The sequence below is a fragment of the Calditrichia bacterium genome, from assembly GCA_020634975.1.
In the GTDB taxonomy this organism is placed as follows: domain Bacteria; phylum Calditrichota; class Calditrichia; order RBG-13-44-9; family J075; genus JACKAQ01.
This window is the reverse complement of record JACKAQ010000001.1, coordinates 2642675-2664220: the sequence shown is the minus strand read 5'-3', so window position 1 is coordinate 2664220 and position 21546 is coordinate 2642675. Positions and strand designations below refer to the sequence as shown.

Annotated in this window: 15 protein-coding genes; 7 read left to right on the top strand and 8 right to left on the bottom strand. The window is 47.9% G+C overall.

Annotated elements, in window-relative coordinates:
- Nucleotides 1-69: 69 nt before the first annotated feature.
- From H6629_10760 to H6629_10750, 3 genes are all read right to left on the bottom strand, one after another.
- Nucleotides 70-1029 carry an acyl-CoA desaturase gene (locus H6629_10760; GenBank protein MCB9068275.1) on the bottom strand — a complete coding sequence of 320 codons (960 nt, stop codon included), beginning with the start codon at nt 1027-1029 and terminating at the stop codon, nt 70-72.
- 170 nt (nt 1030-1199) lie between these two features.
- Nucleotides 1200-2558, bottom strand: a complete 1359-nt coding sequence (locus H6629_10755) for a glycosyltransferase family 1 protein (protein MCB9068274.1) — start codon at nt 2556-2558, stop codon at nt 1200-1202.
- 425 nt (nt 2559-2983) lie between these two features.
- Nucleotides 2984-3133, bottom strand: a complete 150-nt coding sequence (locus H6629_10750; GenBank protein ID MCB9068273.1) for a hypothetical protein — start codon at nt 3131-3133, stop codon at nt 2984-2986.
- Nucleotides 3134-3366: 233 nt separating this feature from the next.
- Here H6629_10750 and H6629_10745 point away from each other — a divergent pair, with 233 nt between their 5' ends.
- The 3 genes from H6629_10745 to H6629_10735 all read left to right on the top strand — a co-directional run bounded on the left by H6629_10745 (nt 3367) and on the right by H6629_10735 (nt 10988).
- Nucleotides 3367-6387, top strand: a complete 3021-nt coding sequence (locus H6629_10745) for a TonB-dependent receptor (protein MCB9068272.1) — start codon at nt 3367-3369, stop codon at nt 6385-6387.
- A gap of 112 nt (nt 6388-6499) precedes the next feature.
- A complete protein-coding gene (locus tag H6629_10740) occupies nt 6500-9835 on the top strand; it encodes a T9SS type A sorting domain-containing protein (protein ID MCB9068271.1) in 3336 nt (1111 codons plus the stop codon).
- 121 nt (nt 9836-9956) lie between these two features.
- Complete coding sequence (locus H6629_10735; protein MCB9068270.1) at nt 9957-10988, top strand: PorV/PorQ family protein; 1032 nt, start codon at nt 9957-9959, stop codon at nt 10986-10988.
- Nucleotides 10989-11341: 353 nt separating this feature from the next.
- Here H6629_10735 and pdxH read toward each other — a convergent pair whose 3' ends face one another.
- Both pdxH and H6629_10725 read right to left on the bottom strand, forming a co-directional pair.
- The gene (pdxH, locus tag H6629_10730; protein ID MCB9068269.1) at nt 11342-11989 is read right to left on the bottom strand and encodes a pyridoxamine 5'-phosphate oxidase; all 648 of its coding nucleotides are present in this window, start codon (nt 11987-11989) and stop codon (nt 11342-11344) included.
- Nucleotides 11990-11998: 9 nt separating this feature from the next.
- Nucleotides 11999-12481: an SRPBCC family protein gene (locus H6629_10725; GenBank protein ID MCB9068268.1), complete on the bottom strand. Its 483-nt coding sequence runs from the start codon at nt 12479-12481 to the stop codon at nt 11999-12001.
- A gap of 208 nt (nt 12482-12689) precedes the next feature.
- Between H6629_10725 and H6629_10720 the strand changes: the two genes are divergently transcribed.
- On the top strand, nt 12690-13118 hold the full coding sequence (locus H6629_10720; protein ID MCB9068267.1) for a BLUF domain-containing protein: 429 nt from the start codon (nt 12690-12692) through the stop codon (nt 13116-13118).
- A 19-nt stretch (nt 13119-13137) separates the two neighbouring features.
- Here the strand turns inward: H6629_10720 and H6629_10715 are convergent, their stop codons facing one another.
- The 3 genes from H6629_10715 to H6629_10705 all read right to left on the bottom strand — a co-directional run bounded on the left by H6629_10715 (nt 13138) and on the right by H6629_10705 (nt 16894).
- Nucleotides 13138-13722 (bottom strand): DUF479 domain-containing protein, encoded by a 585-nt coding sequence (locus tag H6629_10715; protein MCB9068266.1) that lies wholly within the window; start codon nt 13720-13722, stop codon nt 13138-13140.
- A gap of 45 nt (nt 13723-13767) precedes the next feature.
- Entirely contained in the window at nt 13768-14619 is an 852-nt protein-coding gene (locus H6629_10710) for a hypothetical protein (GenBank protein ID MCB9068265.1), read from the bottom strand.
- 232 nt (nt 14620-14851) lie between these two features.
- On the bottom strand, nt 14852-16894 hold the full coding sequence (locus H6629_10705) for a S9 family peptidase (protein MCB9068264.1): 2043 nt from the start codon (nt 16892-16894) through the stop codon (nt 14852-14854).
- 313 nt (nt 16895-17207) lie between these two features.
- Here H6629_10705 and H6629_10700 point away from each other — a divergent pair, with 313 nt between their 5' ends.
- The 3 genes from H6629_10700 (at nt 17208) to H6629_10690 (ending at nt 21541) form a co-directional block, all read left to right on the top strand.
- Nucleotides 17208-18749, top strand: coding sequence for a sodium:proton antiporter (locus H6629_10700; GenBank protein MCB9068263.1), 1542 nt, complete (start codon nt 17208-17210; stop codon nt 18747-18749).
- Between the two features lie 534 nt (nt 18750-19283).
- The gene (locus tag H6629_10695) at nt 19284-21161 is read left to right on the top strand and encodes a phosphoenolpyruvate carboxykinase (GTP) (protein ID MCB9068262.1); all 1878 of its coding nucleotides are present in this window, start codon (nt 19284-19286) and stop codon (nt 21159-21161) included.
- A 146-nt stretch (nt 21162-21307) separates the two neighbouring features.
- Complete coding sequence (locus H6629_10690) at nt 21308-21541, top strand: PqqD family protein (GenBank protein ID MCB9068261.1); 234 nt, start codon at nt 21308-21310, stop codon at nt 21539-21541.
- Nucleotides 21542-21546: the final 5 nt, after the last annotated feature.

Below are 21546 nucleotides of genomic sequence, written 5' to 3'. Positions count from 1 at the left end.
TGAAAAAAAGAGCGATTACCACAAACAGTAATCGCTCTTTTTTTCAAATTTCAAATATTAAACTTCAGATCACGCATCCGTTCCCTTTTTGGGATCGAGATTTTTGTATTGGAACTGCTCCGGCGGTTTTTTGAACAATCGCCGTTTGGGCGAATACACCTTTCCCGGCGGTCTTTTGAGATCCCACACCAACCGAAACCAGGACATCACCCGCAGCAAATAATGGGAAATATCGATTTCGTACCAGTAAAATCCCTGCCGTTCGGATGAGGGAAAACGGTGGTGATTGTTGTGCCAGCCTTCGCCGAGCGTGATCAGCGAGATGAGCAGGCTGTTGCGGCTGTCATCGGTGGTGCGGAAACGGCGCCGGCCATACACGTGCGTCAGCGAATTTACCGTAAACGTGCCATGATACAGCAGTGTTGTGCTGATAAAAAATCCCCACACCAGCATCTGAAATCCGGAGGTGTTCCAGTGCGGAAAAAAGTGGTTGAACGTGTAGCCCAATCCCCCCAAAATCACCGCCAGCGAAACCGGCGCAATCATGTGATAACGCTCCACAAACATCAGTTCGGGAAAGCGCTTTAAATCCTTTACCAGTTCGAGGTGAGTGCATTTGTATTTGTCACACATAATCCACCCGACATGCGACCACCAAAAACCTTTTCGCGGCGAATGGACATCTTCTTCGGTATCGGAATGGCGATGGTGGTGGCGGTGATGCGCCGCCCACCAGAGTGGCCCTTTTTGCACGGCTGCGGTACCCACAAAAGCCATCACAAACTGGAACCAGCGCGATGTTTTGTACGACCGGTGTGAAAAATACCGGTGATAAAATCCGGTTATCGCAAACATTCTTATTGCGTAAGTTAACAACAGCGCAATAATTGCAGGCCAACTGATACCCGCCCAAAAAACCAGGATGCACGCGATGTGGATCAAAATAAATCCGGTGCTGTCCCGCCAGTTGATTTTCTCGTTTTCCACAACTTTTTTCTCAACCCCTTTTTCCGGTTGGAATTCCTTCATCAACGACTCCTGTGTTTGGTTGATTGTAGTTTGACAATCGGACAATTTTCAGATTAACAAATATAAGTGATCCTGACGCAAAAAATCAATTTTTGATCCGCAAATTTTTGCAAAAAAAAAGCCGGACAGTGCCCGGCTTTTAAATGCTCCAAATGTGGATAATTTCCATATCAGGCGCTGATAGCCTCTTTCAGTTCGAATATTTTTTGATCATCGAACAATCGCAGCTGGTCCAGCGCATTTTCCGGTCCGGCGTAGCGAACCCGTTTGCTCCAGAATTCCAGCAACCACTTGTCGGTGGTTTCCAGCACTTTTTTGATTTTTGCACGCAACTCTTCCACGTTCAAATTGGACGGATCGGCAACATCGCCAAAGTGATTGTATTGCGTATCATACGCCACGCTGAACTGATCGCCGGCAAACGGCAGCACCAGCATCGGTTTGGCAAAATACAGCGTTTCGGTGAAGGTGCCCACGCCGCCGTGATGGATGACCATATCCATATGGGGAATGAGTGCCCGCTGCGGAATGCAGCTTTCGATGTGGATATTTTCACCTTCCAGATGCTTCAGTTTATCTTTTTGCGAACCGGCAACAGCAACAATCATCGCATTGGGATATTCCGCCCGCGCAGCTTTGATGCAGGCTTCGGTAACGTCCACCCGCTCTGAAAAAACGGTGCCGAATGTAATCAATATTTTTGGGGCAGATTTCGGGGATTGCTGCAGCCGTTCCCGCCACATCGGTGAAAGTGTTTCTTCCACCACGCTGGCACCGAGGTAAATCCGGTGGGTATCGATATGCCGGTTGTCGATATTCCCGAAATTCGGGTAGTTGAACAACACGGCAATCGGCGATGTGTGGCGCAGGGCGTCTTCCATTTTGGGCAGCCCTTTGTTAAACCGGCGCTGCAACTGGTTAAAACGGCGGGTGAATCGTTTGTGAGCACCTTTAGCGGTTTTGCGCACCACCCGAACATCCTCTTTTGGCGGACGCATGCCTTTTGGCCAAAACGACGGCACGCCGTGAACACCTTTGGGCATCGGCAGCGTTAACGGGTGACTGCTGCAAAACGCGATAAACGGCTCCTCTAACGCCGTCAGCGCCAATCGGGAAATAACCGAGTTTTGCTCGACAACCCAAATATCCGGTTTTTCGATATCGCGCATTTTGGCGATATCCTGAATAATCTGTTTGCCATCCGGCATTGCACCGGCTTCGGTTCGCACTGTGGCCTGGTGCATCAGCGTTTTGATGGCACCTTCTTTGGTAATATCGATAAGCTGCTGAATACGATCGTTGCAGGTAAGGGCGTGATCGGATTTTGGCGAACAGTCCATTTTCGCGGCGCCGTGCAAACTCAGCGCATAAAATGACAATCCGTGAGCCTCAACAGAGCCCTGCAAAGAGCGGTTACATGCAACAACAACCTCACACCCTCTCCCTTCGAAAGCTTTCCCCATTGCCAGTAAAGCCAAATGTTGGGAATATACTGAAGAACTGATGATTGCTACTTTATATTGCTTCATAACCACCCCGTTGTCTTTGGGTTAATAATAAGCGTTTTGAGCGTTTTCGAATTATATAATAGCGAAAAACCGGCCGTTTGTCAAGCGAAAAATCGCTCAAAACGCGCATTGCAAATCGTTTTGCAATGCATTTCTTGCTTTATTTTCTATTTTTTTTAGCGCAGATATTTGTCGCAGTGCTTATATGAAATCTCAAAAAATCGGAAAAGTGTTTCCGGTGCAGCTATTTTCCGGTTTTTTTCATCCCATCTCCTAACCGTTTTATCCCGGCATTTTCCGGTCTGCCACATCCCGATTGCATTTTTAGCGCAACACATTAATTTGGAATTCAGATGATAAAAAGAACACAAAGATACGCGATTTAGAACCCTTTTTGGCGCTCCCGCCTCCGTCTCTGTCTCCATACGGAGGTGGGAGCAGCTATTTCATCCTGTCGGGTTTCCATTTTGATGTAATATTGTAACGATGGTTACCGGCACCGGTTCCGTACTTGCAACCGGCAGATGATATTGCCACAAAACATTCACCATCCGGCGACCGGACACATTTGCCGGCACCGGCGCTGTTAGAGACACAACTATTTTCCGAATAAGGAAGGTTTCAATCCAACCCACCTCGCATGTGCGTTGCAATTGATCGGGCGTTTGGCGGCTTACGCTTCGAGAAATTGTAACGGCGGGGTGGGTTATTGAACTGTGTTGTTTTGATGAATCGATAAAATGAGGAGGTGCGAGTATGACATAGCCATCGCAACTAACCCACCATTATTAATTTCCAGATTAAATCGATCCTTTAAGGAGGTTTTTCTATGAAGGCAATACAACGATTTTTATGGGTTGTGCTGCTGGCAATGCCAGTGATGCTGTTTGCTCAGTCATCCGGTAAAATTGTCGGCGTTGTAAAAGATAAATCATCCGGCGAACCCTTGCCGGGTGTCAACGTGTTTATCACGGGAACCACATTGGGTGCCGCAACCGATGTGGACGGTTTTTACGTCATCCTGAATGTGCCGGTTGGCGTTTACGATATCCAGGCCAGCTTTGTGGGCTATCAGGAAGTTGTGCTTTCCGGCATCCGCATCACTGCGGATAAAACCAGCGAGGCCAATTTCGATCTCGGCGAAGCCGCTATCGAAGGGCAGGCAGTGGTTATCACAGCGGAAAAACCGCTGGTAGAAAAATATACCACACAAAGCGTTTCGTTAGTGACATCCGAAGATCTGGAAAATATCCCGATTCGCGGATTTAACAACGTTATCGCAACACAAAACAGTGTGGTGCTGCAAGATGGCAACATCCACATTCGCGGCGGTCGCCCGGATGAAGTCGGTTATTATATTGATGGTGCATCCTCCGTTAACCCGTTGAACAACACGCAATCCATTTATGTAATTCAGGATGCGGTTGAGGAATTTCAGGTTCAGGCCGGCGGTTATACGGCAGAATTTGGCGGTGCCAATGCCGGTATCGTTCGTACCGAACTTCGCACCGGCAGCAAACAGATGAAATTTTCCGTTGATTTCCAAACGGATAAGTTTGCAAGTGCCGGCGAAAAATTTCTGGGTACCTATTCTTACCGTCACCACACCGGTGTGGCAACTATCAGCGGGCCGTTATTTAACGATAAAATCCGCTTTTTTATCGCCGGTGAAAATTCCTTCAAAGGCGACCGCGCAACACGTTTTAGCGAAGGATTTACACTGACGGATCTGGTTGATGCCAACCTGCGCAACAGCGACGTCAACAACGGCAATCCCGATACGGTTGCGAGCTACATATATCCCAACGGTTTTACGCCCAAACAAGAAGAAGACCAGTGGGCGCTGCAAAGCACATTATTATTCGATTTCAGCCCGGTTCAATTGCGGTTGAGCGCGTCTTACAGCGACCGTTCACAGCAGTTTACCTCTTTTTACAACTCTGCTCTCGGCAGTATGAATTTAACGCCGATGTTAAATGTGCTGAACGATCGTTATTATCAGGATGTGTTTACCAACACGCTGCTTAGCGCGAAACTCACCTATATCCTTTCTCCCAAAACCATTTTGGATGGATCGGTAAGTTATTTCAAATCCAAACTGGATATGGAAGACAGCTACTTTGGCAGCGACTGGCAAAGCTGGTACGACAGTAGCGCCGTATCGCAACACACCGGTGGCGCTGTAACCTTTAAAAGCCAATGGGAACCGGAAGAAGATTATCTGTTTAACGGATGGTTTTTTGCCCGCAATGGCGAGCCGTGGCGCCGGTATCGCAAACAGGAACAAGATTATCTTGGATTGGCGCTAAACCTGGTAACCCAGGCCGGGCGGCACCATGAACTGAAATTTGGCGGCGATTTCCGACAGTATAATTTGCGCCGGTTTTTGATTAACGCCAGCGTAATGAATGAGCTGAATGTTAACAACGTCAGCAATGTGGAAGACGTTCCGATCAGCTCGTGGGCATCCAGTGGTAACCCGGTTAACTATGGTTACGATATTTATGGAAACAAAGCCGATAGCGACCAATTCCGCAATGGCTACCAAACTGCCGATGCACCCAAAAAGCCGATATTTGGTTCGTTTTATGTTCAGGATAAAATCGAATATAATGATTTGGTAATTAATGCCGGTTTGCGGTATGATTATTTCGATTCCAAAGGACAAACTTTCCGTGACATACTGAATCCGGTTTACGATCAGAACACCAGCACATTTACGGATGATAACTGGGAAGACGTCAAGGCTTTTCAACAGGTCAGCCCGCGTTTAGGCTTCTCCTTCCCAATCAGCGAGAAAACCGTATTTTACATGCAATACGGCAAATTTATCCAAATGCCGCAATTGCAGGATAACTACAGCAGCTCTCAACGCTATGCGTATGAATACATTTCCGCCGGATTTTCATTCCAGGCGCCTTCCGGGTTTGGTTTGAAACCGCAACGCACCACATCCTACGAAATGGGATTCCGTCAGCAGATGGGTTCTTTTGCAGCCATCGATCTGTCCGGTTTTTACCGGAACATCAAAGGCCAGGTGCAGGTGGAGAAAATTTTCCCGAACGCTTCCTCTGGTTTACAGCCGTTTAACATTTTGGCAAATGGCGATTTTGCAACAACCAAAGGGCTGGAATTTGGGCTGACGCTGCGCCGGATTCAGCGGCTGCAGGCACAGATGAATTATACCCTTACCCAGGCAGTCGGCACCGGTTCGCTGAACAATACTGCCGTTGCTGCATTGGAACAAAACACGCCGCGCCCAACGGTTGTTAATCCGCTCAATTTTGAGCAAAAACACCGTGGTTCCATCAATCTGGATTATCGCTTTGGTCATAATGACGGTGGCGCTTTGTTGAGCAATTTGGGTGCAAACATGTTGTTTTCTTTCAACAGCGGTCACCCGTTCACTTATGCGCTGTCCGAAGTTGGGCAATCCAACGCATACAATGCCGGTGTGGATTATATGCTGGATCCGCGTGCCCGCCGTGCGTTGGAAGGCGTTAACTCCTCTGTTACCCCCTGGAATTACAACTTCGATTTGCGATTGGATAAAACCGTTAACCTGATGAAAGATTTACAGGCAACGGTATATATGCGCGTGAACAACCTGTTCAACACCAAAAACGTGATCAACGTTTACAATGCGTCCGGCAATGCCGAAGATGACGGCTTTTTGTATAACATCAACGAAGATACCCGTCAATCTTATTTTTCTGCCTATGGCGAAGCATGGGTGCAACAGTATGAAGCCATTAACATCAAAAATGGTCAAGCTTATTGGGATCAACTCGGTTTGGAACTGTTTAGCAATCCCCGCCAGATTTTCTTTGGGGTAAAGCTTAGCTACTAAACACAGGCGGTTGATTTTGTTAAGAATCTTAGCGTCCTCGCAACAAATTGCAACGCTTATTAAAGGAGTAAATAGCATGATAAAAAGACGAGTTATACTTATTGGCATAGTAATGATTGGATTGCTATTGAGCGGACACCTGCTGGCGAAAGAGCCGGCGGGTTCCTCCAATACCCAATTATTAAGCAAATCGTCGCAGAACGATGGTTGGTCAATTGTGCCGCTAAACCTCTCTCGCTGGGAATACTGGATAAAACGAGATGGGCAATCGGCGCACGATCCTTCCGGGCAGGATGGCGGATATTATCCGAACAATCAGGCCAATGTCATTTATCAGGATGGTCTATTGTGGGGCGGTATTGTCCGCGATACCCGCAATCCATCTTTTGAACGGATGCGTGTCGGTGGACAAACCTTCCGTATCGGCACCAACTCCGGGCATATTGTTACATCCGGAACCGCCAGTACTGCGCCGGTAGCGTCCGATGCGAATCTGGCGTTTGTGTATCGCATTCGCAAAGATTGGGAATCGTTACAAATTGGGCAGGCAAGCCTGATAAACGACGCGGCGTCGGTCAATCAGATTTCCGCCAGCTCCGTATCCGACCAAATGCAGCAGGATATCCTCGACGCATATCGTCGCGATTGGGAAAACTGGCCGGTTGAACTTGGCGCACCGTTTGAAGATTCAAACGGCAACGGCATTTATGAACCCGATTTGGGCGAAACCCCCGGAATTGCCAATGCCGATCAGGTTATCTGGTTAGTGGTAAACGATCTGGATGAAGGGCGCGTTTCCAATTTATCCGGCACCAAACCCATTGGGCTGGAATTGCAGATGACCCTGTGGTGCTACAATCAGCCCTCATCGACACTCGGGCAATTGATTTTCAAACGATTCCGGTTGATCAACAAATCCGGTTTACAGGTAGATTCGATGTATGTCGGGCAATGGTCCGATCCGGATTGCGGTACCGCAGTGGATGACCTGGTCGGTTGCGATGTGGAACGCAGCCTGGGTTTTGTTTACACCGGAAGCGTTACCGACAACAACTTCTCGGCAATCGGGCTTAACCCTGCAGCCGGCGGCTACGACTTTTTCCAGGGTCCATTAGTTGATGGGGTTGCCGGTCAGGATTTAAACAACAACGGCGTAGACGATGCATCTGATTTTGGGTTGTTTAACCTGAAACAGGTCGGACCGGGTAAAATAAACCTGCCCTTAACATCCTTTGGCTATTTTGCATCAGGTAGCACCATTCCCGATCCCGATTTTGGGGAATACAACGCCACATTGCAGGTTTACAATTTGCTGAATGGAAATATTCCCACCTCCGATACGCTGAACCCCAGCCCATACACATCCGGCTTTGGCGAAAATGTCGGGCAACCTACAAAATTCCCGTTAAGCGGAAACCCGGTTGGACAAACCGGAGACCTGGATGCTTTTGGCTCCAACCTTGCTCCCGGCGACCGCCGGATGATTCTCAACTCCGGTCCTTTTACCATGATGCCCGGCGATACGCAGGAAGTTGTAGTAGCTGTCATTGGTGGTATTGTGGAACAGGAAGGCGGAAACAACCGGAACGCCGTTGCGCAATTAAAATTAAACGACGATTTTGCGCAATTTATCTTCAACAAACGTTTTGAAGGAATCCCAAGCCCGCCCGTCGCGCCGGACGTAAAAGCGACACCGCTGGAAGATAAAATCATTCTGGAATGGGGCTCGAATCTGAATCGCATCGCACTCAGCGAAGCAAAAGATCCACTGTTGGGATTCAATTTCGAAGGGTACAATGTTTACCAATTACCCAACGCAAATGCGCCGAAATCATCTGCAATACGCATCACAACTTTCGATTTGAATAACCTGATTACCCAAATCAATTCAGATCGCTTTGTGCCGGATTTTGGTGATATCATCAGCGTGCCGATTCAAAAAGGTACCAACACCGGTATCCAACGCTATTTTGTCATCGAGAAAGATTACATCAACGATGCACCGTTGTTTGCCGGCAACGAGTATTATTTTGCCATTACGGCATACAACGCCAAAGATGAAGATGGCGATGGCGCAATTGATAAAGATGTGCCGGAATCCTCTCTGGAAAGCGCATTCGAGATTATCACGGTTGTACCGCAGGGCACCCGTCCGGGTATTAAATATACCAGTGAACAGGGAGAAGCGCTGGACGTCAACAAATCCGGTTTCAGCACCGGAAATGTTGATGTGGTAGTGGTAGATCCAAATGCCATCACCGGCGATAGCTACATGGTTTCGTTTAACGATACACCAAACTATTCTACCGACGCAAATGGCGATACATTGGGAACATGGTTCACCTGGAATTTGTTGAACACCACCCAAAACAAAACATTGCTGACCAACCAGAGCAACCTTGCCGGGGACAACGACTATGCTGTAACCGACGGTTTATTGGTAAAAGTTGCGGGTCCCAAAACTGCCGGACTGGCAAACTGGGGTTCCGCCGGTGATCGCTGGGTAACCGGTGTAAACTGGAATGCACCGCAATTCTTTGGCGGTTTGGATGTCGGTGCAAACTTCTTTGGCTCCAATCTCTCCGTTGCGGATCTGGTTCCGATCCAGCTTGTCTGGCAAGATTCTGCAGATGTGGCAACAAACGGATACGTCAGCAAAGGCGCTGTTTATCGCCGCGATACGGGATACTCGTTCTCCGGCATCGGTCAGCTACCACTTGCGGCTTATGATGTTACAGATCCTGCAAATCCACGGCAGGTTAACGTAAGTTTTGTGGAAGATGACAATGAATCGCAAGCCAACGGCAGCGCGGCCAACCTGATTTGGGATATGGGCTGGAACCCGACAACCCAAACATACGGGGCAAACGGCGCGCGCGAATATATTTTCATCAACCTCAGCGATTATAGCGAAGGCGCAGGCTACGACGATTCCAACACGGGCTTCGATTCAGATGTGCTCTACGCCATTTGGCCGGACCAACGTGGCACTCGTCCGTATTTATTGGCAGAATTCACGATGGATATTATCATCAACATTCCCAACAATATGAACGATTCGTATGCGTTTTCCACAAAAAGCGTTATCCGGGGTGACAAAGAATTTGCCAAGGACGAAGTTGACCGTATCAACGTTTTCCCGAATCCGTATTATGCGTATAACCCGGAAGAACCCAACCGCTTCAGCCGGTTTATCACTTTCAACCATTTACCTGAGAATGTGACGATCCGTATTTTCACCCTTTCCGGTGTGCAGGTTCGCAAACTGACCTCAGCCGACAAACAGACACCCGAAAGCCAGTTCTTGCGGTGGAATTTGCAAAACGAAGCAAATATCCCGGTCGCAAGCGGCGTGTATATTGCTCATATCGATATGCCGGATCTGAACAAAACCAAAGTTCTGAAGCTGTTTATCGTACAGGCTCAGGAAATACTGGATTATTTCTAATGCCGATTATTGCCAGTCGATTGAATCACCGGGGCACCGTGTCACTTTGCCGGCTGCCCCGTAGTGAAAGGCAATTTTCGCAATCTAACTATCGAAATATATCATTGATAAGGAGTTCAATATGAGACAACTAATATCCATACCAGTGATTGCGCTATTGGTTTTGTCTATGTTCTCGGCTGCATTTGCCGGAGACCCGGCGCGCATTGGAACGGCAGCCGGCGAGCAGTTACTCATTCCGGTTGGCGCACGCGATCTGGCAGTGGGTGGCTCAAATATCGCCTACTCCAACGGGTTGGATGCCATGTATTGGAACCCGGCAGGTCTTTCCAAAATGGAGAATACTGCAATGGGAACATTCTCGACCATGAGCATTTTCAATACAATAGACGTCAACTATCTTGGATTGGCATTTAACGTCGGACGTCTTGGAACACTTGGCTTTAGCCTGAAAGTGCTGGATTTTGGAGATGTCCCCTTAACCACCAATCAGGACATGGACGGTGAAACCGGCGCAACATTTTCGCCCTCTTTTTTAACTGCTGCGGTAACATATTCGCGGCGGTTGAGCGATAACGTTCAAGTTGGGGTTAACGGTAAATTGGTGAGCGAAAGCGTGCCACGTGCCAGTGCATCCGCCTTTGCTTTTGATATGGGTATCCAATATCACGATCTTGGCGGCATTCCGGGCATATCGATGGGCTTGGCAGTCAAAAACATCGGCACCAATATTTCTTATGATGGCTCTGCCTTCCTAAATCAGGCGATTGACGTTGGCGGTGACCGCCAGGAATTTCGCGAACGCCCGACAGCAACCCACGAACTTCCCGCAACTGTTGAGCTTGGCGTTGGTTATCGCCGAAATATCAACGAAGAAAACAGCGTTACAGTAATGGGCAATTTCGAAAACTTTAACTTTGGCAACGACAATTTTAAATTTGGTGCAGAGTATAACTACAACAATCTGGTTTTTCTGCGTGGCGGTTATTTGATCACCCAAAACATTGATGCCGAAGAACAATTGTATCGGTTTACACTGGGTGTCGGTTTGCATTATTCATTAGGCAACACGGCTTTCAATCTGGATTACGCTTTCCGCGATTCCCAGTATTTTGACGGTAACAATTTGTTTTCCATTACTTTAGGGTTTTAGAACTATCGAATAAAACAGTTAAACAAAAAAGGCACCGGTAATTTCTACCGGCGCCTTTTTTTATTGTACCTCTCGAAATTGGTATAAAACAAAACAGCCGATCTAGTGACCGGCCGTTTGTCATCCACCGAACAGACGATAAGATGAAGAGAGGTTGGAGGGGTTTAGGGGGCTTTTTTCTCTGTTTTAATAACCTATTTTATTCGATTGATTTTGATACGATGCCTGCTCTTTTAAGTTTCAAAAAAAGTTCATTGAGCGTTTCTGAGTTGAAAATACAACATACAAAACCTGATGTCAAGTGAAAAACCCGCAAAACGCCCATAAAGCTTTTTTATTTTCATGTATTTTCATCATGGAAACTGCCGTTCAATTCGCCATAACTTACCTGATTCATTCAAATACACAAAGCGATCATGCAACCGGCTGGCGCGTCCCTGCCAGAATTCCACCCGTTGCGGAATTACGCGAAACCCACCCCAATATTGTGGACGCTCAATCGATTTTCCCGCAAATTCCTGCGCATATTTGCTGAATCGGTTTTCAAGAATAATACGGTCATCTAACGAGCGGCTTTGTTGCGAAGCCCATGCGCCAAGCTGGCTATCTCGCGGGCGCTCCTGAAAATATGCATCCGATTCGTCCGGGCTGATTTTTTCAACCCTGCCTTCGATACGAATTTGCCGTTCCAGAAAACCCCACCAAAATAACAGCGCTGCGTTAGGATTTTCCGCCAATGCCCGCCCTTTTCGGCTATCGTAATTGGTAAAAAAAACAAATCCGTTTTCGTCAAACGATTTTAGTAACACCATTCGCAGCGAGGGAATACCACTGGCAGATGCGGTTGCTAACGCCATTGCGTTTGGCTCCGCGAGGTCTGACTGCAGCACTTCCTCAAACCAGCGGCGAAACTGCTCGATCGGGTTTTCTGCCAAATCTTTCCGGTTTAGCTGATCCACAACGTAATCTTTCCGAATGTTCCCAATTCGCTTTTTTTTCATTGGGCATTGCTAGCCATCAACTGTTTCTGTTTTTTCTGCACCGGAAAATATCGCCTGTATTTGCGTTTTTCGGTAGCGAAATATTTGTTCGATATTTTTGCGGACAAACAGCACATGCGGAATAGCCGCGAAAATGCCGCCGGGAATGCGATATTCTACACGGTCGTGCATCCACGTTCCGCCATCGCGCTCCTCGAAGGTGTGGGTGTGCACCCATTTCGAATACGGACCGCGAATTTGCGAATCGACAAAACTGAACGGCGGTTCCCATTGTGTGATTTCGGTGCGCCAGCGCATCGGAATGCCATAAAGCCGGATGTTGTAATCGATCATCCGCCCGGCAAACATGGTGATCGGCAGCGGTGTCAGCACACGAAAATTCAGCCACGGCGGTGTAATTCGCTCCAGATTGGCGGCTTCCTTAAAAAATTCGAACACTGTTTCCCGTGGATAGGGTAACCAGATTTCGGTTTCAAATATATAATCTTTCATCAACATTTCCTGCATTGTTCGAAAAACAAGATCGAATTTGAACAAAAAAAAACGCTCAAATCGCTCAAAATTTAACCAATCAGAAACCTGTTTGCAACCCGGAAACAAATTTTATAATTTTATTCACAATTAAGATGCTTTTACTTATTTCGGTTATGATAGTATTTCTGGTATTTGTGAGATAAAAAAACAAAAAGGCAGGCTGACAATGGTACCGCTATACACATTAATTTATGTGAGCTCAGCATTTCAGAAAATGTCTGAACCTGAGTTGCTGGAAATTCTTGAAAAATCGCGATTGAATAATTCACAGAGAAACATCACCGGGATGTTGCTGTATCACGACGGCAATTTTTTGCAAATACTCGAAGGGCCGAAAAACGCATTGCAACAATTGCGGGCGACCATCGAGGCGGATCCGCGCCACAAAGATTTTTTGGTGCTATTCGAACGCGAAGTGAAAGAACGCGCATTTCCCGATTGGTCGATGGGTTTTCGGGTGTTAAACGCTGATGACATAAAGGAAATTCCCGGCTTCAGCGATTTTATGAATCCCGATACGGAAAAACCTGACTATATGAAAACGCCAAATTATATTTACAAAATGCTGGACTGGTTTCGGGAGAACAGTCGATAAATCAATATTTTACAAAAAATTACAACTCTCGCTTCGCATCCCTGACGAATTGTTGCAGCGCCGCAAAAAATTCCACAAAATCGGTTTCGAACTCGGCATATTTTCCGGTGAGCGAATGAATCCCGCGATGTAAAATATTCGGGCGGCTGATGCGTCCGGACATCCCTTTGAGTACCCAGGCAATCCCGCGGATTTCCCGGTATGTGACCAGCCAGTTGCCGCGAATCATCACCGGCATCATGTGTTGCATGCGTGGCGGCAGCATTTCAAAATGATTTGAGAATTGGCGATACACTTCTTCCGCAAACAATTCCAGCGGTTGGTCCGCATAATTTTCCCAATTTTTGGCCAGAAAATGATCGTAAAAAATATCGATCATGATGCCTTTGAGCAGCCGGAAATCGTCGCTGATGCGCGATTTGCTGCGCAAAAAAATCGGGTGGGAATCGGTAAATTTATCTACCGCGCGGTGCAGCGCGATGCCTTTGCGGATTTCCGGGGAAAATTGCAGTTCGGTTTCCGGAGTCACAAAATCGCCGAGCATGTTACCGATGCGGGATTCGGCGGTGTCATCCGCCAGAAAAAGATGCGCGAGATAGTTCATTCCAACAATTTGAACGGTTGCAGCTAAAAATGCAACCGCTTTTCGCTACTCCCGAAAATAGGTTTTGCCGGCGGCAGTCAATTTGTTGCCTTGCAGCACGATATCGGAAGTGAACTGTCCGTGCTGCCCTTTCATAATCAACAAATTACCGATGACCGTGTAGGTGCCCTGATCTTTATTTTGATCGATTCCCGATGCGGACGATCCGTAGCCACCGGCGGTCACCCGGCTATCTGCCGAAACGCTGGAATTGGAAAACCAGTTGTAATTGCCCTGCCCGTCGAAAATGCAGGTTTCCTCGTAGCTGTGCGCCCAACTGCCGCTATTGGCGATGCCGGAACTGGAATTGCCGCTGTAAAAAATCCATTTTCCGCTGAGCGCGGCGATCATTTGTTGATTGGTTTTCGGCGGGTTTGCGGTTACGGATGCCGCAATCGATTCAGCCCAATTTTTGATCTGCTGATACTGTGCTGTCGGACCGATCGCCAGCACATTTACGCCCGTTCCGTGATTGGTGAACACGCCGACAAAACGGCTCTGCAACGGTCGCTGAAACTGATCGGCGCCGCCGAAGGTTGCGGTTACCGCATTTTTCCCGCCGATTTGGGTGTTTTGTGGCTGCTCAACCGGATAGCCCTGCATGCCCATTTCCTGCGCAAATTTATACAAATCGTTCAGCGATTCATCGGCGGTGGTGTACAAACCGGCGGCAACCAGAATGGCCATTTCCTGCCCGCCGTTGCCGAGAACGTGCAGGCGTCCCAGCCGTTTATCCATTCGCCAGCCGTTGGGCACGTCGTACTGGATTTGCCAGTCGTCAAATGATTCTTTGGTTTGCCCGAAAACCAGCATTGGCGCGACGACAGCCAACATCAAAACAATCAATATATTACGCATTCTTTCTCCGATGGTTATTTTTTCCGTTTGAGATATTCATCCAATTCCGGATACAAATTTATTCGGAATATACGGCAGGGAATGTGAGAATTTGCCCACATTTTGATGGGGGATTTTTGGTGTGGAGAGATGGCTTCGATGCATCTAAACCGCAAAAGGGCGCGTCGCTGCCGCGCCCTTTTGCGGTATCGGTAAATAGAATATTTCAAAAGCTGCAATTCAAAAAATCAGTTTATTCGGCAGACGGATTGAGGTATCGCGCCATCCAATCGTAAGTGGTGTTCCACCAAAGTTTGGCGTTCTGCGGCTTGCGCACAAAATGGTCTTCGTCCGGGAAAAAGAGCAGTCGCGAGGGCACGCCGTTCACCTGAAGCGCCGTAAAAAATTGCAATCCCTGCGTATAGGGTACGCGGTAATCTTTTTCACCGTGAATCACCAGCGTCGGCGTTTTGAAATTTGCGGCGTGATCTGCCGGATTCCATTTGTCGTAAAGGCTTTCGCTGTCCCACGGATTGCCGTTAAATTCCCAACGCGGGAACCACAATTCCTCGGTTGCGCCAAACATGCTTTTCTGTTCGTAAACGCCGTCGTGCGAAACCAGCACTTTGAACAAATTGTCATCGTTATGTCCGGCGATCCAGTTGATCATAAATCCGCCGTAACTGGCGCCGGCTGCGCCAACCCGTTCGTCATCGATAAAATCGAAATTTTCCATCGCCCAGCGCGTGCCGGAAACCACATCTTCAAACGGTGCGCCGCCCCAATCGCGGGTTACCGCATCGCAAAATTCCTGCCCGTAGCCGCGACTGCCGTGAAAGTTAATCATGATGACCACATATCCCGGCGACGCGAACATTTGCGAATTCCAGCGATAGTGGAAATTATCGCCCCATGCGCCCTGCGGCCCGCCGTGAATCAGGTTGATCAGCGGATATTTTTTCTTCGGATCGAAATTCGGCGGCTTGACCATCAGCAGATGAATCGAGTCGCCTTTGGCGCCGGTGAACCAGTAATCTTCGATGGGATTCATTGCCACACCGGCCAGTTTTTCGGCATTTGTGGCGGTCAACTGCGTCATTTTTTTCGATGCCAAATCGAATCGATACAATTCGTTAGGCAAATGCGATTTTTGATGATCGAGCACCAGAAACCTGCCATCGGGACTCACCGAAAATCCGCTGAGATAATCGTTATCCAACAGCAAATTGAGTTTGCCGCCTTTCGCGGGAACGGCGAAAAGCCGGTGCCGACCGTGATGAGAAACGTAAAAATAAATTGTTTTGCCATCCGGCGAAAAATGGAAATCGCTGACGGAGCGATCCAACGATTCGGTGAGGTTGCGGCTTTTTCCGCTGGCGAGATCGACCACGATCAGGTTTTGCTGATCCGCTTCAAATCCGGCGCGTTTCATGGAAAGATATGCCAGCGATTTGCCGTCCGGTGAGAAGCGCGGGCCGTTGTCGTTGCCGCTGCCTGTGCTGATCTGGCGCAAATTGCTGCCGTCGCGATTCATCAGCCACACATCGTTGTTGGTGCTGGTGGCAACCATCGCGTCCGTATTTTGGACGAACGCCAGTTGCGATCCGTCCGGCGACCAGACAAAATCGTGGCTGCTGCCCAGCGAAATTGGCGGGCAATCGTTTGCCGCGGGCGTTCCGCCGAGCACTTCACCGGTGTTCTCAGAAATAACCACCACCCGGTTTTGTTTGCCCTCGCGCCATGCGTTCCAGTGCCGGAACAGCAATCCGTCGATCACGCGACCGCTGGATTTCACTTTTTCTTTTTCTTTTTCCATTTTGGCAGATGCTTCCGGCGATCCGGCTTCCGGGTACATTTCGGTTTGAATAGCGAAATATTTGCCATCAGCAGACATCGCGAAATCGCTGACGTCCAGCGCTAAATCGGTCATTTGCTGCGCTTCGCCGCCGCGAACATCGATCCGGTAAATTTGCGAACTGCCGCCCCGCGTGGATGTGAAATAAACGAAATTGCCATCCGCAGACCAGCGCGGATGCGCATCGCTTTTGGGGCTGCGCGTTAAGCGGCGCTGCTGTTTGCCATCCGCGGAAACGAGGTAAATATCGCTGTTGCTGCGATTATCGTCCATCGAGTACTGGGTGATGGTGTAGGCGATCCAACTGCCATCCGGCGAAATTTGCGGATCGCTAACCCTTCCCATGTTAAACAGGTCTTCAACGGTCAGCGAACGCGATTGTCCCCAACCGGCGGCTGTAGTTGCCAACATAATTAAAAAAATGATGAACATTTGTTTCAAAATCGGGCCTCCTCAAGTTATTTTTTGGTCATAAAATGATACCTGACAGTCCAAAAATTATTACATTTTTCTTTGATATAGTAACTGTTTTTGCTATTCTCTAATTCTTTAAATCAAGATTCACAAAACGTTTGGGGCGGTTAAAATCGTCTTTAACAGATGGCTAATAAATTCCTCAGCTACTTGAGAGTTGATATCCGAGATCAATATTCATTAAATACAGCGCAGATTGCAGTATAAACTTAAAGTTTTCGCCGCAATCTCCGAAGTTTATGTGATGATTCTAAATGGTTAATCATTAAAGGAACTGGATATGAGGAAAAATTTTCACCTTTGGTCTGTTTGCATTTTGATCCTGCTCGGGATTACTTCGGCTCTTTTTGCAGGCGATGCTTCAACAATATTAAGTTCAACCGGTGCCGCAGAAGGCGGCGGTCATGGCAGCATGGGCACCGATCTGCCGCTGTGGAGTATTATTCCGTTTGTCGGTATTTTGCTATCGATTGCCATTTTTCCGCTGGTTGCGGAGCATTTTTGGCATCATCATTTTGGTAAAATTTCCGCATTTTGGGGATTGCTGTTTGCGGTTCCCTTTCTTTTTGCCTATCAGGGCGAGGCGTTACACGAAATTTTGCATGTATATTTGTTGGAATACATTCCTTTCATCATTTTGTTGTGGGCGTTGTACACGATTTCCGGCGGTATTTTGGTGAAAGGCGCACCGGTTGGTGTGCCGACCAACAACCTGATTTTGCTGATTATCGGTACGGCGCTGGCATCGTGGATCGGAACAACCGGCGCTGCAATGGTGCTGATCCGTCCGTTCATCAAAATGAATGCCTACCGGAAATCCAAAGTTCACCTGATCGTATTTTTCATTTTTCTGGTCGCCAACGTGGGCGGTTCTTTAACGCCGTTGGGCGATCCGCCGCTGTTTTTGGGATTTTTACAGGGTGTGGAATTTTTCTGGACTTTCCATCTATTCAATGAAATGATGTTCGTTGTCGCAATTTTGCTGACACTGTTTTTCCTGTGGGATAGCTATATGTTCCGCAAAGAAGGCTGGCACGAAAAAATGCACCTCATCGGCTCGCACATGGATTTACCGGACGACGCCGGAGACCAGTTTGTGCTGGAAGAAGATGTGGAGATGCAGGATGATACCAAAAAGCTGAGCATTCAAAAATACCGAATGGAAATTAAAGGGTTGTTCAACGTGTTTTTCCTGCTCGGCGTGATTGGCGGCGTGCTGTTCAGCGGCTATGTTAAGCTTTCGGACGTTAACGTATTAGGTATCCACATTGCTGCCGAAAACCTGGTTCGCGACGTATTTCTGATCATCATGGGATTGCTCTCGCTGAAGCTGACGCCGTGGGAATTCCGCAAAGGCAACGAGTTCAACTGGTTCCCGATTGTGGAAGTTGCCAAGCTGTTCGCGGGAATTTTCATCACGATTATCCCGGCGATTGCCATGCTCAAAGCCGGCAAAGAAGGGCACCTGAGCTTTATTATTGATATGGTTGAAGAACCGTGGCACTACTTCTGGATTACCGGCGCGCTTTCCAGCTTTTTGGACAACGCACCCACCTATCTGGTATTTCTGAATACGGCGGTCGGTAAATTTAGCGCCAGCATAGAATGGATGATGAATGACGGCAAAGTTTTCCTGCAGGCCATCAGCACCGGTGCGGTTTTCTTTGGCGCGATGACATACATCGGCAACGCCCCGAACTTTATGGTCAAAGCCATTGCCGAGCAGGCCAACATCAAAATGCCCAGCTTTTTCGGATATATGATGTATTCCGTTCTGGTGCTGGGACTTACATTTATTGGCGTAACTCTCGTTTTCTTTTAATACCAACAACACATTTGGCATTCAAAAAGGACGAGTCTGTTGCGGCTCGTCCTTTTTATTTCTACCGGAAGTTTTATTTTTCAATGATTGTATATGCCTTTCTTTAATTTTAAATTTTAATACAAATTCAACACTTTTCATTAAAGGTTTCGCGAAACTGGAAGAACGATAAATTTTTATTGCACTAGCAAAATTGAAAACTATCCTGAATAACTTCGATTCGCAGCGCCTTCAATGTTATGCAATAAGCCAATTAACTGATATAAATCATTGTTTTTCGGAATTGTTTTATTTTTAATAGAAACTGGCAATAGCTATTTATTATTTTTCTGAACGGGTTGTGGGGTTGAGTTTATTAAATAGTTTTGCCGAACAGACGAGAGGGTTTGAACTGCGTTTTACCGGATAATTATTTATTCATCCAAACCATTGCCTTTAAATGCCTCTCCCATATTGTTATAAAAACAATGAAATAATACCAAACTGTTGATTTCCAGCGGTTACTTAACAATCACAAATTTATATGGAGGAAACATGCCGATTGGAAAGTACGAAGTTCCCGAGCATATATCCAACAAGGAGTTGCGCAACTGGTTCAAGGAAATGGCAACACTTTGCAAACCGGATCAGGTTCACTGGTGCGATGGTTCAGATGAAGAATACAACTCACTTTGTGAAGAAATGGTTGAGAGCGGCACTTTCATCCGGTTAAATCCGAAAAAACGTCCCAACAGCTTTTTGGCACGTTCCCACCCCAGCGACGTGGCACGGGTCGAAGATCGCACGTATATTTGTTCACTGAGCAAAAACGACGCTGGCCCCACCAACAACTGGATGAACCCGCGCGAAATGAAAAAAACGCTGAAACCGAAATTCGATGGATGTATGACCGGAAGAACCATGTATGTGATCCCGTTTAGTATGGGACCCATCGGTTCACCCATTTCGCATATTGGCATTCAGCTAACAGACTCTCCATATGTTGTTGTAAACATGAAACTTATGACCCGAATGGGCAGCGCCGTTCTGGATGCGCTTGGCAATGGCGAATTTGTCCATTGTTTGCATTCGGTCGGCATGCCGCTGGCAGAAGGGCAAGCAGATGTCGCATGGCCCTGCAGCCCGGACCCGAAAGATAAATACATTGTGCATTTCCCGGAAGAACGGCTTATCTGGAGTTACGGCTCCGGATATGGCGGCAACGCGCTGCTCGGCAAAAAATGTTTTGCGCTGCGCATCGCTTCCGTTCTGGCAAAAGAACAGGGCTGGCTGGCAGAGCACATGCTCATTTTGGGTGTGAAAGATCCCAACGGCAAAAAAACTTATGTTGCTGCGGCTTTTCCCAGCGCATGCGGAAAAACCAATTTTGCGATGCTTATTCCGCCAAAAGTATTTCAGGATGACGGCTGGGAAATTACCACCGTCGGCGATGACATTGCCTGGATAAAACCCGCCGAAGACGGCAAAATTTACGCAATCAATCCGGAAAACGGCTTTTTCGGCGTTGCGCCGGGCACTAACGACAAAACCAATCCCAACGCGATGGCATCCATGCGCGAAAACACCATTTTCACAAATGTGGCGCTCACCGATGACGGCGATGTGTGGTGGGAAGGATTGACGGATAAAGCACCCGATCACCTGATCGACTGGACCGGACAGGAGTGGACACCGGCAATCGGAAAAGAAACCGGCAAAAAAGCTGCGCATCCGAACTCGCGATTTACTGCGCCGGTGGACCAATGCCCGTCTGTGGATCCGGCATACAACGATCCCAAAGGTGTGCCGATCTCCGCATTTATTTTTGGCGGTCGCCGCAGCACGGTTGTGCCGCTCATTCACCAATCGTTCAACTGGTCGTTTGGCGTTTACGCAGCCGCAACAATGGGCTCCGAGCAAACCGCCGCGGCGTTCGGTAAAATCGGCGAAGTTCGCCGCGATCCCTTCGCGATGCTGCCGTTTTGCGGGTATCACATGGCGGATTATTTCGGGCACTGGCTCAATTTCGGAAGAAATATTTCCAACCCGCCGCGCATTTTCAACGTTAACTGGTTCCGCAAAGATGAAGACGGAAATTTCCTGTGGCCAGGGTTTGGCGAAAATATGCGCATCCTGAAATGGATTGTGGAACGCGCCCGCGGAAAAGCATCCAGTGTGGAAAGCCCGTTGGGCTGGATGCCGCGATATGAGGACATCGACTGGCGCGGACTCGAAGATTTCACCCGCGATCAATTCGATGCGCTGATGAGCACCGACCGCGATGCGTGGATTCGCGAAATCGCTTCACACGATGAGCTGTTCTTCAAACTCTACGATCGCCTGCCGAAAGAGCTGACGTATATTCGCGAAATGCTGCTTTCCGGTTTGTGGCGTTCACCTGAGCACTGGGAACTTGGCAATCAAAGTGAGTAGCTAAATTTTTGTTTTTAAACAACTTGATTTCGAATTCTACAAACGGGTCGGATGCTGCAATAGCTTTCGACCCGTTTTTTTTATTCAATTTTTGCAAGTTTTGAAATGCCGGGATGTCTAAACGTGTAAATAGAGAGGTTACAAAAATGCGACTACATCAACTGGCAATTAACGACGAAGGTTTCGTTTTCGATCCGTCCACCGGCGAAAGTTTTACGCTGAACCATTGCGGGCTATTTATTGTTCAGGCGTTGAAATCCGGCAAATCCGCCGACGAAATCGCGAAGCTGCTACCGGAAAAATTTGACGAAGTGCCGGAAACCGCCGAACGCGATGTGCTGGATTTTATCTCACACCTGAAAAGCTACCACCTGATGTAGCCGGT